This window comes from Corynebacterium sp. HMSC073H12 (genome assembly GCF_001837775.1).
Lineage (GTDB): Bacteria > Actinomycetota > Actinomycetes > Mycobacteriales > Mycobacteriaceae > Corynebacterium > Corynebacterium amycolatum.
Genome location: NZ_KV834040.1, coordinates 73,970 through 88,844 on the forward strand (window position 1 = coordinate 73,970; position 14,875 = coordinate 88,844).

General features: G+C 56.3%; 12 protein-coding genes and 1 pseudogene. 11 read left to right on the plus strand and 2 right to left on the minus strand.

The features are described 5' to 3' along the window. The 6 genes from sucB to HMPREF2708_RS09030 form a co-directional block, all read left to right on the plus strand. Positions 1-1,927, plus strand: a 1,927-nt coding sequence (sucB, locus tag HMPREF2708_RS09005; protein WP_083321917.1) for a 2-oxoglutarate dehydrogenase, E2 component, dihydrolipoamide succinyltransferase, incomplete at its 5' end; no start/stop codon positions are given. 574 nt (positions 1,928-2,501) lie between these two features. Further along, a complete protein-coding gene (locus HMPREF2708_RS09010) occupies positions 2,502-4,127 on the plus strand; it encodes an inorganic phosphate transporter (RefSeq protein WP_070833985.1) in 1,626 nt (541 codons plus the stop codon). Between the two features lie 132 nt (positions 4,128-4,259). Further along, positions 4,260-5,063, plus strand: coding sequence for a lipoyl(octanoyl) transferase LipB (lipB, locus tag HMPREF2708_RS09015; protein WP_070833986.1), 804 nt, complete (start codon positions 4,260-4,262; stop codon positions 5,061-5,063). Positions 5,064-5,072: 9 nt separating this feature from the next. Beyond that, complete coding sequence (gene lipA / locus HMPREF2708_RS09020; RefSeq protein ID WP_070833987.1) at positions 5,073-6,131, plus strand: lipoyl synthase; 1,059 nt, start codon at positions 5,073-5,075, stop codon at positions 6,129-6,131. Positions 6,132-6,225: 94 nt separating this feature from the next. Then, entirely contained in the window at positions 6,226-7,005 is a 780-nt protein-coding gene (locus HMPREF2708_RS09025) for a DUF4191 domain-containing protein (RefSeq protein WP_070833988.1), read from the plus strand. Positions 7,006-7,265: 260 nt separating this feature from the next. After that, positions 7,266-8,885, plus strand: a complete 1,620-nt coding sequence (locus tag HMPREF2708_RS09030) for an aspartate:alanine exchanger family transporter (RefSeq protein WP_210400343.1) — start codon at positions 7,266-7,268, stop codon at positions 8,883-8,885. Positions 8,886-8,902: 17 nt separating this feature from the next. Here the strand turns inward: HMPREF2708_RS09030 and HMPREF2708_RS09035 are convergent, their stop codons facing one another. Beyond that, positions 8,903-9,421, minus strand: a complete 519-nt coding sequence (locus HMPREF2708_RS09035) for an RDD family protein (protein ID WP_070833990.1) — start codon at positions 9,419-9,421, stop codon at positions 8,903-8,905. Positions 9,422-9,823: 402 nt separating this feature from the next. On the opposite strand from HMPREF2708_RS09035, the gene glnA reads away from it, so the two are divergent. From glnA to HMPREF2708_RS09060, 5 genes and pseudogenes are all read left to right on the plus strand, one after another. Then, positions 9,824-11,260 carry a type I glutamate--ammonia ligase gene (gene glnA / locus HMPREF2708_RS09040; RefSeq protein ID WP_070833991.1) on the plus strand — a complete coding sequence of 479 codons (1,437 nt, stop codon included), beginning with the start codon at positions 9,824-9,826 and terminating at the stop codon, positions 11,258-11,260. Positions 11,261-12,226: 966 nt separating this feature from the next. After that, positions 12,227-12,445 (plus strand): annotated as a pseudogene (locus HMPREF2708_RS10935) (ornithine cyclodeaminase); the annotation flags it as partial. Between the two features lie 200 nt (positions 12,446-12,645). Then, positions 12,646-12,840, plus strand: a complete 195-nt coding sequence (locus HMPREF2708_RS09050; protein WP_070833993.1) for a PspC domain-containing protein — start codon at positions 12,646-12,648, stop codon at positions 12,838-12,840. Positions 12,841-12,891: 51 nt separating this feature from the next. After that, entirely contained in the window at positions 12,892-13,182 is a 291-nt protein-coding gene (locus HMPREF2708_RS09055) for a PspC domain-containing protein (RefSeq protein ID WP_070833994.1), read from the plus strand. 308 nt (positions 13,183-13,490) lie between these two features. Then, positions 13,491-14,150: a hypothetical protein gene (locus HMPREF2708_RS09060; RefSeq protein WP_070833995.1), complete on the plus strand. Its 660-nt coding sequence runs from the start codon at positions 13,491-13,493 to the stop codon at positions 14,148-14,150. 105 nt (positions 14,151-14,255) lie between these two features. Here the strand turns inward: HMPREF2708_RS09060 and HMPREF2708_RS09065 are convergent, their stop codons facing one another. Next, positions 14,256-14,873 (minus strand): DNA-3-methyladenine glycosylase I, encoded by a 618-nt coding sequence (locus HMPREF2708_RS09065; protein ID WP_070833996.1) that lies wholly within the window; start codon positions 14,871-14,873, stop codon positions 14,256-14,258. Between the last annotated feature and the right edge of the window lie 2 nt (positions 14,874-14,875).

A 14,875-nucleotide genomic window follows, 5' to 3' on the forward strand; every position in this document is an offset into this window, starting at 1 on the left:
TTCCACCGACAAGGTCGACACCGAAATTCCATCTCCGGTCGCCGGTGTTCTCACCGAGATTCTCTTTGAAGAAGACGACACCGTCGATGTTGGCGAGGTTATCGCAAAGGTCGGAGAGCCGGGCGAAGAGCCGGAAGGCGCTGACGATTCCGCAGAGGAGACTGAGGAAGAAGCTCCGAAGGAAGAAGCTGAAGAGCCAAAGAAGGAAGCACCGAAGGCCGCTTCCGGTTCCGCTACCGACGTTGAGATGCCGGAGCTCGGCGAATCCGTCACCGAAGGCACCATCACCACCTGGCTGAAGAAGGTCGGCGACACCGTCGAGGTCGACGAGCCACTGCTCGAGGTTTCCACCGACAAGGTCGACACCGAAATTCCTTCCCCGGTCGCAGGCACCCTGCTCGAGGTCCTCTACGACGAAGACGACACCGTTGATGTCGGCGAGGTCATCGCTCGCGTTGGCGATGCAGACGCTGCTCCGGCCGCCAACGAATCGGCTGAGGAAGAAACCGAAGAGGCATCTGCTGCAGTCGAGAAGGAAGAGGAACCAGTAAAGGCCAACGAGGAGACTGAGGAAGACTCCACTGACGTTGACGCTGGCGACGCCACCGACGTTGAGATGCCGGAGCTCGGCGAGTCCGTCACCGAAGGCACCATCACCACCTGGCTGAAGAAGGTCGGCGACACCGTCGAGGTCGACGAGCCACTGCTCGAGGTTTCCACCGACAAGGTCGACACCGAAATTCCTTCCCCGGTCGCAGGCACCCTGCTCGAGGTCCTCTACGACGAAGACGACACCGTTGATGTCGGCGAGGTCATCGCTCGCGTTGGCAGTGGCCAGCCAAAGAAGGCCGCACCGAAGAAGGAAGCTCCAAAGGCAGAGTCCAAGCCGGAGCCAAAGAAGGAAGAGCCGAAGGCAGAGTCCAAGCCGGAGCCAAAGAAGGAAGAGCCGAAGAAGGAGACTCCAAAGGCTGAGGCTCCGAAGGCTGAATCCAAGCCTTCCGCCAACAAGGACGTTCCTTACGTCACCCCGCTGGTTCGCAAGCTGGCTGACAAGCACGGCGTTGACCTGACTAAGGTCCAGGGCTCTGGGATTGGCGGCCGCATTCGTAAGCAGGATGTTCTGCGCGCTGCCGAGGGCGGCCAGGAGACTGCTGCCGAGTCCGGCTCCAACTGGTCCAACAAGGGCGTTCGTCCTGAGCTCGCTGAGCTGCGCGGCACCACCCAGCGTGTCAACCGCATCCGCGAGATTACCGCCGCCAAGACCCTCGAGTCTCTGCAGACTTCCGCACAGCTGACCCAGGTCCACGAGGCAGATATGACTGCCATCTGGGATCTGCGCGCTACTAAGAAGGCTGAGTTCGAGAAGAAGCACGGCGCGAAGCTGACCTTCCTGCCATTCTTTGCAAAGGCAATCGTTGAGGCTCTGGTCAGCCACCCGAACGTCAACGCTTCCTGGAACGAAGAGACCAAGGAGATTACCTACCACGAGCAGGTCAACCTGGGTATCGCTGTCGATACCGAACGTGGTTTGCTCTCCCCGGTCATCCACGACGCTCAGGATATGTCCCTGCCGGAGCTGGCTGCCGCTATCGCGGACATCGCAGACCGCGCTCGCAATAACAAGCTGACCCCGAAGGACCTGTCCGGCGGCACCTTCACCATTACCAACATTGGCTCCGAGGGTGCCCTGACCGACACCCCGATTCTGGTTCCGCCACAGGCTGCAATGGTCGGCACCGGCGCGATTAAGAAGCGCGCAGTAGTCGTCACCGAGAATGAGGCAGATGCCATTGGTGTTCGTGCCATGGTCTTCCTGCCAATTACCTACGATCACCGCCTCATCGACGGCGCTGATGCAGGTCGCTTCATGACGACCGTTGTTGACCGCCTCGAGGTTGCTAACTTCGAATCGGATTTGCAGCTCTAAGCAGCCTTCTCCCCTCCCGGGGGGGGAAGGGGCGTAGCGCCGTGGGAATCTAACTAGTTTGCTAGCAAGAGGTTCTACCTCTTCCCTGCCCGCGTTAGTCGCAATTTGCGGCCGACGCGGGTATTTCTTTTGGTGCATTCGCCCCGCAGTTAAACCTGATTCGCGATTCCTTCAAATGCCTCGCGCCCTATTCTTGGCTTGTGCTGAGAATCCACGTATCTACACACCTATCGAAGACCCCATCGGCACAAAGAATTTACGTGCTGTTATTGCGCCATTAAGCCATTGGCGGAGAGCAGGAGGTTTTAACCGGAAACAAAGCCCTGAGTAGCAAATGTGCATGCTTTTGTACTGCAGAAATGCGAAAACTCCGTACACCCACACACGCAGTTCCAGCTATAATTTCCAGCAGCGTCCACCGACACCAAAGATAGCGATAATTAAATTCATTATCTGTTAACCTAGCCGTCACCTAGTTAGCAATTAGCCTTTACCAATCTAAGAAATCATCAGACAGCAGGCTTCTTTGGCGTGCCTATTTTCGCTCTCTGTACGTAACTTAGAAAGGTGGAGCATGTCCTCGGCTCCAGCGAATACTAGTTCGTCGACCGGGGCCACATCGTCTGAGCAATCGAACTCCTCAGATAAGTGGTGGCATCTCTTCTTCGGCGGGCTTCTCGCAATCAACATCGTAATTTTTGTCTTCTGGGCTTATGACTTCGTCGGCTCGCAGGCAAATACGGCAATTCTTCTGATTACCATCGCGTTCGCCATCTTCATGGCGTTCAACATCGGCGGTAACGACGTTGCTAACTCCTTCGGTACTTCAGTCGGTGCCGGCACCCTGAGCATGAAGCAGGCGCTAGTTGTCGCTTCAGTCTTTGAGGTTTCGGGCGCCGTCCTCGCAGGTGGCGAGGTTACTGACACCGTCCGTTCCGGCATTGTGGACCTGAATGCGATCCACGGTTTGGACCCGATGGAGTTCGCCTTCATCATGATGTCCGCGCTTCTCGGCGCGGCAGTGTGGCTCCTCGTTGCCACCCGCATGGGTTGGCCAGTTTCCACTACCCACTCCATCGTCGGCGGTATCGTCGGTGCCGCACTGACGGTCGGTTTCATCACCGGCAAGGGTGGCTGGAGCATGGTCCAGTGGGATCAGATTGGCCAGATCGCAATTTCCTGGGTCCTCTCTCCGCTACTCGGCGGTTTGGTTGCGTTCCTTCTGTTCGGCGGTATTAAGAACTCGATTCTCGTTTACAACGACAAGGCTTCCAAGCAGCTGCAGTCCATCCACCAGGAAAAGGCGGACCTCAAGGCGCAGCACCGTGAAGAGTTCGAAAAGCTGCCTGAGCACGAGCAGATCTCTTACACCAACGCGATGCTTCGCGATGCGACAACGATGCGTGACAACGACTGGACTCCGGATGACCTGGAGTCTGAGTATTTCCGCAAGCTCGTCCACATCGAGTCCAAGGTTGATGATGTCCGCGCTCACCGCGCGCTGGAAGCTTGGGTTCCGGGTCTAGCGGCCCTGGGCTCTATCGTCATCTCCGCGATGATGCTGTTCAAGGGTCTGAAGAACCTGCACCTGGGCCTGTCCGGCCTGGACAACTTCCTGATTATGGGCATGATTGCCACCGCTGTGTGGCTTGCCGTTTACATCTTTGCGCGTACTTTGAAACGTCAGGATTTGGATCGTTCCACCTTCCTGCTGTTCAGCTGGATGCAGGTCTTCACCGCTGCTGCGTTCGCTTTCTCCCACGGTTCGAACGACATCGCTAACGCGCTTGGCCCGTTCGTGGCAATTCTGGATGTTCTCCGTACCAACGAGATTTCTTCCGAGTCCGGTGTTCCGCTGGCAGTCATGGCCACCATGGGTGTCGCTTTGATTTCCGGTCTGTGGTTTATCGGCCGCTTCGTTATTAAGACGGTCGGATCCGGCCTGACTGAGATCCACCCGGCATCGGGTTTTGCTGCAGAGCTTTCCGCTGCTGTGGTCGTTATGATTGCTTCCCTGCTGGGTCTGCCGGTTTCCTCCACCCACATTCTGATTGGTGCCGTTCTCGGCGTCGGTATCGTTAACCGCGCCGCTAACTGGAACCTGATGAAGCCGATTGGTTTGGCCTGGGTTATTACCCTTCCGGCCGCTGCAGGTATTTCGGCAATCACCGTTTCCATCCTGCGCGTCGTCTTCGGCTAAGCCCACAAAAGCACGCCACTTTCGCCCCGGCGGTCACTTTCTAGTGACCACCGGGGTATTTTTGTGGCTGATGCTATCCAAGTAACAAGAAATCTGAGGCCCACAGAAATTCGGCGTATCCTATAGGCCACCATGACTGCCCCAAGAAAACCTTTTACTCGCGCAGATAAATCCATTCGAGCCTCTAGCTCCGACATCGAGATTCAGCACCTGGGTCTTGTCGACTACGAAGAGACCTGGCACCTACAGGCAGATCTTGCCGCCAAGCGTGCGAAAGACCTGATTCCAGATCAGATTCTCGTGCTTGAGCACCCGAGTCTTTACACAGCAGGAAAGCGCACCCAGCCCGAGGACCGCCCTACCAATGGGTTGTCGGTCGTCGATGTCGACCGCGGGGGCCGCATCACCTGGCACGGCCCGGGCCAGCTGGTGATGTATCCCATCATCAAGCTCGCTCAGCCGGTCGATGTGGTGGACTACGTCCGCAGATTGGAAGAAGCCCTCATTCAAACCGTTCGCCGGGCCGGCATCGCAGCTGCTGGCCGTATCGATGGCCGCTCGGGGGTATGGATTCCCGCATCAAACGGAATTACCGACCGAAAGATTGCGGCACTGGGAATCCGCGTGACTCATGGTGTGACCATGCACGGACTCAGTCTGAACTGCGACAACTCTATGGAGTTCTACAACTACATCATCCCGTGTGGCATCTCCGATGCTGGAGTGACCACCCTATCCCGGGAGCTTGACCGAGATGTTAGCGTGTCAGAGATGACAGAGCCGCTTCTGGCGGATTTACAAGATGCTTTGGAAGGCCGTCTGACCGTTGCCGACCATTCCTTCGGCTCCGCGCCCGACCCCACGAAGGGCCTGCCACACCGGGTGAAGCATAACTCCACTACCGGCATATTCGAGTACTCATCAACAAACAAGTAGGGTGAAACTGTGACTGTTAAGCCAGAAGGACGTAAGTTACTGCGCGTCGAGGCACGAAATGCCGAGACCCCTATCGAAAACAAGCCACGGTGGATCCGCAACCAGGTTCGCCCGGGCCCCAGCTACAAAGACATGAAGAACCGTGTCTCGGGCGCCTCCCTGCACACAGTTTGTCAGGAGGCTGGCTGCCCGAACATTCACGAGTGCTGGGAAGACCGCGAGGCCACCTTCCTCATCGGCGGCGATAAGTGCACCCGCCGCTGCGACTTCTGCCAGATTAACTCGGCCAAGCCCGACCCATTGGATAAGGATGAGCCGCGCCGTGTTGCAGAGTCCGTCCGCGAGATGGGTCTTCGTTATGCCACTATCACCGGTGTCGCCCGCGACGACCTGCCCGATGGTGCATCCTGGCTCTACGCAGAGACATGCCGACAGATCCACGAACTCAACCCGAATACCGGTGTCGAGCTCCTTGTCGATGACTTCCGTGGCGACGAATCTGCCGCACAGCAGGTCTTCGACGCCAAGCCCGAGGTTTTCGCTCACAATCTGGAGACGGTGCCGCGCATCTTCAAGCGTATCCGCCCCGCATTCCGCTACGAGCGTTCCTTGGAACTCATCACTCGTGCTCGCGAAGCTGGGCTAGTTACCAAGTCCAACCTCATCCTGGGCATGGGCGAATCCTATGACGAAATCGTCTCCGCTATGCAGGATTTGCACGATGCCGGCTGCGACATTCTGACGATCACTCAGTACCTCCGCCCCACTCCACTGCACCACCCAATTGAACGTTGGGTTAAGCCGGAGGAGTTCGTTAAGCTCTCCAAGACCGCTGAAGAGATGGGCTTTGCTGGTGTCATGTCCGGCCCGCTGGTCCGCTCTTCCTACCGCGCTGGACGGCTCTACGCCCGCGCACTGGCGCACCGCGGTCAGGAACTGCCTGCACATCTGTCCGCGCTTGCCGACGACAACGACAACAACCTCGCGCTTCAGGAAGCCTCGACTCTGCTCGACCGCTACGGCGCATCGGAGGATACGCCAGTCACTTCGGCTATTCCGGCTTCCTAGAGGCCTGACGGCCGCAACGCCGTCGTAAAGCGAAACGGCGCTACGGCGCGGTCTATTGCCTAAAACTACATCGCATGCCCTAAAGTTGGTGATTATGGCGACCAATGATGCGAAAGAAATGAAGAAGGCGAACCGCGCCGCCAAGCGCGCTCAGCGTAAGCAGACTCGTAGCCAGATGTGGCAGGCGTTTAAGCTGCAACGCTCGCGGGACAACAAGCTCGTGCCTTACATGGCACTGGGCTTCTTCGGCCCGATTATCCTGCTGCTACTGCTTGGTCTGCTCATTGGTGGAGTCTGGCCCTGGGTTCTGACGATTATTGGTATTTCGATCGGCTTTATGGTCGCGATGTACATCTTCTCCAAGCGTCTTGAGGCTTCCTTCTACACCGAGGCAGAAGGCCAAGCCGGCGCTGCGGCGTGGACGCTGGACAATATGCGTCAGGGCGTTGGCTATGTCTGGCACGTCAAGACCGGTGTTGTCGCTAATCAGCACATGGATGCTGTTCACCGTGTTATTGGTAACGCCGGTATTGTGCTGGTCGGTGAAGGTGACCCGAACCGCGTCAAGCAGATGATTGCTCGTGAGAAGAAGTCGCTGGCACGCATTGCGGGCGAAGCTCCGATTTACGACATGATTGCTGGTAGCGACGAGGGTCAGGTCCCGCCGAAGAAGCTGCAGCGCGAACTCATGCGTCTGCCACGCAACCTGAATAAGGATCAGGCCAATGCTTTGAATGAGCGCATCCAGTCGATGGACCGCATTCGCGATGCGCGCGCGAACATGCCCAAGGGTCCTATGCCGAAGGGCGCTAACCCACAGGCCGGCATGAACCGTCGTGCGCGCCGTGCCGCCAATCGTGGCAAGAAGCACTAGAGGTTTTAGCTAGGTTTCACCAGGGTTGGTTGCTCGGGCAACCCGACGAGGGACAATCTAGGTTGTGGAAAAGGGGCTTTCGGGCCCCTTTTTTGTGCTTTAAAGCTCTAAAACGAAGTCTAAAGCTGCGCCCTCAAACGCAGCTTCCGATGTCTTGTCGAAGCGATTTCTATTACTTACCTCGCCGCCGGTAAAGGGTTCATTCTTGCTGGAAACAATACTTAATGAAGATTACTGCTAGTTGTGCCACCATGGGATATGTGCAACTCTTGGCTGAAAATGAACTCTTAGCGCTTCTAGTGATTTTGTTTCTTGGCCTGGCAATTGGCCAGATCAAGATCTTCGGCTTCAAGCTTGGCGTGGCTGCCGTCCTCTTCGTCGGCCTTATCCTCGCGACCATCGAGCCGGAAATTCAAATCTCCCCGCTGATTTACATCGTGGGCCTGGCATTATTCGTCTACACCATCGGGCTGGAGGCGGGCCCCGAGTTCTTCAGCTCGTTACGCTCACGCGGTATTAAGCACAACCTGTTCGGCATTGGTGTGCTCGCAGTTGTCACTATCGAGTCTTTCTTGCTAATCAAGTTTTTGCCTATTGACCCGGTGGAGGGCGCAGGCGCCTTCACAGGCGCCCTGACCAACACCCCGGCTATGGCCGCAATCGTCGATGCTCTTCCTAGCCTAATTTCAGATAAGGGCGAGCTGGCCGCTGCCCACGATATGCCGGTGATTGGTTACTCCCTGGCCTACCCAATCGGTGTGCTGGCAGTGATTGCCTCAATCGGTATTATGTCGAAGGTCTTCCGCGTCGATCACGATCAGGAAGCTATTGACGCAGGTGTTGCCGCACTCCCACTGCATACTCGGGACATCAAGGTCCTCAAGGAGGACCTGCCTTCCATTACTGACCTTCCGTCGAAGTTCGGTTTGGACATCACGGTTTCACGCATCGAGTATAAGGGCCACCTCTACATTCCATCTCCGGGTGACACTGTCTCCGTCGGCGATATTGTTTCCGTCGTCGGGACTGAGGAAGAGATTGCTCGTGCCGCCGAGCACATTGGTGAGCTTATGCCAGGTGATCCGACGCACGACGGTCGCCTGGATTTCCGTCGCATCTTTGTCTCCGCATCTGATGTGGTTGGCGTACCTATCGCGGAGCTTCAGACTCGCATGGACGGCATGATTATTACGCGTATTCGCCGCGGCGACCACGACATCGTCGCGGAACCAAACATGCGCCTCGAGCTTGGCGACCGCGTCCGAGTGGTTGCACCGCCAGAGAAAATCAAGGACGCAACAAAGTTCTTCGGCGACTCTTACAAGAAGCTTTCCGACGTCAACCTCTTGCCGCTCACCCTTGGGCTTACGCTGGGCGTCTTGGTCGGTCTCATCAAGATTCCGCTTCCGGGCGGCAGCTCGCTAGCCCTGGGATCCGCTGGTGGTCCACTGGTTGTGGCACTGATTCTGGGTGCTGTTGGTCGCACTGGCCCATTGGTTTGGCCTATCCCCTACTCGGCCAACCTGGCGTTCCGCACCATGGGTCTAGCGCTGTTCCTGGCTGGTATCGGCACCACTGCTGGTAAGGGATTCCAGGCTGCGTTGTCTGACCCGGCATCACTGACAGTTCTGGGCCTTGCCGCCATCATCGCCTTTAGCTCCGCACTGTTGACCCTCATTGTCGGTCACCGCGTGCTGAAGATTCCGTTCGGTCAAACTGCGGGTATCCTCTCGGGCTTGCAGACTCACCCGGCAGTGCTCTCATACGTCAACGACCAGGCCAAGAACGAGTTGCCGGCAATGGGATACACAACGGTGTATCCAATGGCAATGATCATGAAGATCATTCTCGCCCAGGTCCTGGTCGTGTTGGTGCTATAGCACTAACTCAAACAGAACTAACCCAAAATGACGGCCGTGCCAGTGGCACGGTCGTGCATGCCGCGCATATCCGAGTCGGTGATTGCTGGCGGCAGCAGGAAAAGAGTAAGCAAGCTGCGGAAGAAGGCACGAACAAAGCCGACTCGCTCGCTGGGCTTGTCCACGCGAGCGACGCCCATCTTCATCATCCACTGCCCCGGAGTGCGGGCGAACAGCCAAACCGACACCGTGCCAATAATGAGGAAGACAACTGGCGTATAGGTCGCAAGGAATGACTGCCAGGCGATAAACGAATCCCCGAACTGTTCAATCTGCCCCTCACTCGGGCCGACGAACATCGAAACAGCGCCGGCGATCATCAAGGAAATAATCCAGTCAATAAGAATACCGCCGACGCGACGCATCAGCGTCGCTTGCGAGCCTGGGCCATCGGGGGCAAGACCCAACGCCTGGCCGGGATAGTCCGAGAGTTTGTCCGGATTATCAAACTCTCCCGGAATCTGAGGGCCATCTAGCCAACTGTGCTTTTCTTCCATGGGTTCATAGTCTAATGCAGTAATCCGGCTATCAAATCACGGGCTGGGACAGCCACTCAGCCTATGCGGGGGGGGTAATTCCGGGGGCGATGTTGCGTCGCCTTTTCCATTTTCTTATCAGCATGGGGCTAAAGGCTCGTCGTAAAGCGTGTGTGACGCGAATGCGCAGGGTATTGCCCTGTTTCCACAAACAGATAACCTAATCCCTATTTGCGTAACCCATTCCGTATTGGCGGGTTTTTTATGCTGCACGGCAAAATTCGTGGTTCTAATTCCAGAATGAATGCGCGGTTCGTTAAGCTTAAAAGCGTCAACCGGCCAGTCCTTGACAGCGAGACAGGCGTACGAAAGTCGTACCCAGCCCCGCCTCGCACTAACCAAGGCCAACTAAGGAGACCGCACATGTCCTTCAATACTCCCGAGGAAGTAGTCGCGTATATCAAGGAAGAGGGCGTCGAATTCGTTGACGTTCGCTTCACAGATGTTCCCGGCACCGAGCAGCACTTCACCATCCCCGCATCCGCATTCGACGAAGATGCGATGACCGAAGGCCTGGCGTTCGACGGATCTTCAGTCCGCGGCTTCACTTCCATCGACGAGTCCGACATGGCGCTGCTACCCGACCTCAGCACCGCGCGTATTGACCCGTTCCGCAAGGCGAAGACCCTGAACGTCAAGTTCTTCGTCCACGATCCATTTACCCTCGAGCCATTCTCCCGCGACCCGCGCAATGTCGCCAAGAAGGCAGAGGAATACCTAATCTCCACCGGAATCGCCGATACCTGCTTCTTCGGCGCTGAGGCCGAGTTCTATATCTTCGACAACGTTAAGTTCGAAACCGACACCAACCGCGGCTTCTACGAAGTTGACTCCGTCGAAGGCTGGTGGAACCGAGGCAAGGACGAGAACCCAGATGGATCCACGAACCTGGGTTACAAGACTCGCCTGAAGGGCGGCTACTTCCCGGTCGCCCCATACGACCATTACCAGGATCTGCGCGACAAAATGTGTCTCCAGCTGGCCAACGCCGGCTTCGACCTGGAGCGAGCCCACCACGAGGTCGGCACTGGCGGCCAGCAGGAAATCAACTACAAGTTCAACACGATGCTGCACGCTGCAGATGATCTGCAGTCCTTCAAGTACATCATCAAGAACACCGCCTGGGAAGAGGGCAAGTCGGTCACCTTCATGCCAAAGCCGCTGGCTGGCGACAACGGCTCAGGCATGCACGCTCACCAGTCGCTGTGGAAGGACGGCAAGCCGCTGTTCCACGATGAGGCCGGTTACGCAGGCCTGTCGGACATCGCTCGCTGGTACATTGGCGGCATCCTGCACCACGCCGGTGCAGTTCTGGCCTTCACCAACCCAACTCTGAACTCCTACCATCGCCTGGTCAAGGGCTTCGAGGCTCCGATTAATCTGGTCTACTCGCAGCGCAATCGCTCGGCCGCTGTGCGCATTCCGATCACCGGCTCCAACCCGAAGGCAAAGCGCATCGAGTTCCGCGCTCCGGACCCGTCAGGTAACCCGTACCTTGGTTTCGCCGCCATGATGATGGCCGGACTGGACGGCGTGAAGAACCGCATCGAGCCGCACGCTCCGGTCGACAAGGACCTTTACGAGCTCCCGCCAGAGGAGGCAGCCGACATCCCACAGGCTCCGACCTCCCTCGAGGCCGCTCTTGAGGCTCTGAAGAACGACCACGAGTTCCTGCTCGAGGGCGATGTCTTCACCGAGGACCTCATCCAGACCTACATCGACTTCAAGTACGAAAACGAGATCGAGCCAGTTCGCCTGCGCCCGACTCCGCAGGAATACGAAATGTACTACGACTGCTAAAGTTTTCGCTTTACGACGGCCGCAGCGAGCATCACCCATTGCTCCTCACGACTGCCCGACGAGCTTGTTAGATGCCGCCTGACCACAGTTAATGTGGCCAGGCGGTTTTTCGTTGCGGCCATGCTGGCTGCGGGTGCCTGGGCCCACATACGCGCGTATGTGAGCACGAATTTGTGCGCGATTCCAGGCCACTTCCCGGAACAGAACCATACACCACCACAAAAGGGCCGCATCTCCTGCACGAGTAGAGTCGCACACTCTCCTCCCCGGTCTTATCGATGCAATATTCACTTGTCGATGCGCTATAGCGTGGCCATAAGTGAACAGCGTATCGACAAGTGACAGGGTGGGGAGGATACCGTGCGCATAAGAGCCGGACAGCCGTCGATAAGTGACGAAGAATCGTCGACAAGTGAAGGAAAATCATCGATAAGTACCAAAAAAATTGGCCATAAGTGCGAGGGCGGCGCTAGGGACAACACTAGGGACGGATGCGAGGGGCGTCCACCAAGAGACGGATGCGAGGGGCGGCCACCAAGGGTGGATGGGGCATGCTGCGAAGGTAGGATGCCAGGCAATCACGCCCGTTGAACCAGAAATGTGTCGCAGATTAATGACATGTGACAAAGTTCATAAACATTGATGCGTGGGAGGATAATTCACTCATCGGTAATCGTTCTCAAAAAGCATCAATTGTGCATGTCGAAGTAGTTATTACGGGCAACTTATTGACGGAAATTGGACTCTGCCGCTGTGACCGTCGTAAAGCGGAAATGGCGTGCTGAAGACTGCGTAAACGCCCCTACGCTGTGGCTTTTCCGTATGGTGGTACGACATACCCCCTCGGAAATGGCAACTCGAGAGCCCACGCCGAGGCATTTGATTGATTCTGGAGAGCATGCATCTGGAATTTCTTAAGCACAGCCGCCGCATACGGTGGCCGATGAACATTAAGAAGGTTTAGGCTCGCAGGCTTCGACTCAGAAGGATGTCGATTGGATTAAGAACGAGTTCTCACAGCTTGAAGAGGTTCGTATCGTCGAGGCTGAAGAAGAAGCCATCAGCGACTCCGACATCCTCATCGCCGGCACCTCGACCTCCTCCGGTGGCCCGTCTGGTTTCCCGTACTTCAAGAAGGAGCACCCGAAGCCCGCCGCGCTGCTGCTTATGCCGGCACGTCTGCGCCCGACAACGCAGGAGTTCGAGCTCTACTACGACTGCTAGCACTCGCCCAGTAAAACTCGCTTGACGACGCCCACACCGCTACCCCACCTAACCGTCTTGGGGTAGCGGTGTTTTTAGGTGAGGCATGCTGTTTTAGTCGGCACATTTAGTAGAGCTAGCACCACTGCGAACTAAACGGATCAGGGCTACCCTTGATAAGTATGAACAACAAGTCACTGACCCGTTCCACCAATAACAAAATGGTTGCCGGTGTGCTCGGTGGGTTCGCTGAGTACTTCAACTGGGATGCGACTTTGCTGCGCGTTATATTTGTCGCGTCTTTCCTGATGCCGGGTCCGCAGTTTCTTCTCTACCTCGCAGCATGGATTATCATGCCGAAGGAAACTTACGCATAAGCGCAATCAACCGGAAGTACTTAAATATCCATACCTTGGAGTATTTATCTAATGAGCGATGCCCCTCCCGAAAAATCCACCAAGAAAATTTACCGCTCGCGTAATGACCGCCTCATCGGTGGCGTCCTGGCAGGAATTGCGGAAAGCCAAGGTTGGGATATCACTTTCACACGAATGGTCTACATCATCCTTCCCTGCGTTGGATTGATGCTTGGCTGGAAGATTGGCGCTGGATTCCTCGCTCTTTACCTCTTGGCCTGGTTCGTCCTACCAGATGGTGAGTACACGCTTGACGACGAGGCCCGCGGCTCCAATCCCGCAGGGAAAGAAAATAAGCAATAAATGTCAAGCTTGATAAGATTGATACCTATCCGTTACCCAGAACGTCCTCACCAGCACTATTCCATTTTCGCAGTCACGCAAAATCGGTAACAAATAGTGCACAAAGTGCACAGATTCACGTCATTTGACTTGCGCAAGTCTCAGAATTACCTAATGTTCTTTCTGTACGGCTTTGAAGCCACGCCCTCTTCCGATGCCTGATATTCAAAAGAATTGTCATTTTCTCTTTGAATTTAATTCGGGCAAATAGTGGAAGATGCCGATAATTGAATAGGTAACTTAGTTAGCTCTCAAGAAAGTGGTTTGAAATGCAGAACAAGAAGATGACCCGTATCGCTACCGCAATCGTCGGCTCCGCCGCTCTTCTCGGCGGCCTGGCTGCATGTTCTTCCGATGATGCACAGGATGCTGCTAACAACGCCAAGGATCAGGCTGGCCAGGTAGCAACCGACGCCACTGATAAGGCTGGCGACGCTGCTAATGGCGCCAAGGATAAGGCTGGCGACGCTGCTGACGGCGTCAAGGATAAGGCTGGCGACGCTGCTGACGGTGCTAAGGACAAGGCTAACGAGGCTATGAACGGTCTGGGTCTGGGCGACGCTGCTGGCGAGGATGTGGCAGAAGCTGACCTGCCTGAGTCCATCACCGAGGCAGCTTCTTCCTTCACCTCCCCGTACGGTGCTGAAGCTGGCGAGTTCAAGTCCGCTAAGAAGGTCGGCGACGCAGTTGCCGCTGAATACGAGAACGTCACCTTCGTTGAGTCCCCGGAGACCAATGGTGCACAGCCACTGATTGGTAAGATTCGCGAGACTTGGGTTGCCAACGGTGCACTGGAAAACGAGATCGGTCTGCCGACCGCTCCGGAGTCCGAGATTGAAAACGGCTGGGAGCAGCCGTTCACTAAGGACACCATGAAGTGGACTTCTGAGGACGGCCAGAACTACTCCGACTCCTACGAGAACAAGTAGTTCTACGCTGACCGGTAGATTATGAGCGTGCCTGACGGCACGCTCTTTTTCTTTCCCCTTAGCTAGTCACGTTCCCCACTCACCTAGTTTCCCCCCCCCACTCACCTAGTCAAAAACGCCAGAGGCACCGCGCCGATGTGCGCCAACAATGTTGATATCGACAATCCCCACGGCAGCCATTGATGCAAAGACCGTGGTGGGGCCTACGAACTTAAAACCGGCTTTCTTTAATGCCTTGGCAAGCGCCTTGGACTCTTCGGAGAAGCTGGGAACCTCTTCGATTGAGCGTGGCTCCGGAGACTTCTCCGGTTTAAACGACCACATCAGCTCGGCTAAGCCGCCGTGCTCACGCAGTGCAATAGTCGCCTCGGCGTTATTGATTACTGCGGTTATCTTCCTGCGATTCCGAATGATCCGTTCGTCATTCATCAATCTTTCGACGTCTTCGTCATCGAAATCAGCAACCGCATCGGGGTCGAAGTTCGCGAAGGCTTCCCGAAACGCGGGCCGCTTCTTCAGAACTGTCTCCCACGACAGTCCCGCCTGAAATACTTCCAGACTGAGCCGTTCGAATAGTCCTTGCTCATCACGCACCGGCATCCCCCACTCGGTATCGTAATAGTCTCTCAGCAGCTCGCTGTGAGCCGCCCACGCCGGTCGAGCCAATTCATCGTCACCGATGATGAGCCCATTGTTTTCCGTGTAGTCCGATCCAATTTTCATCA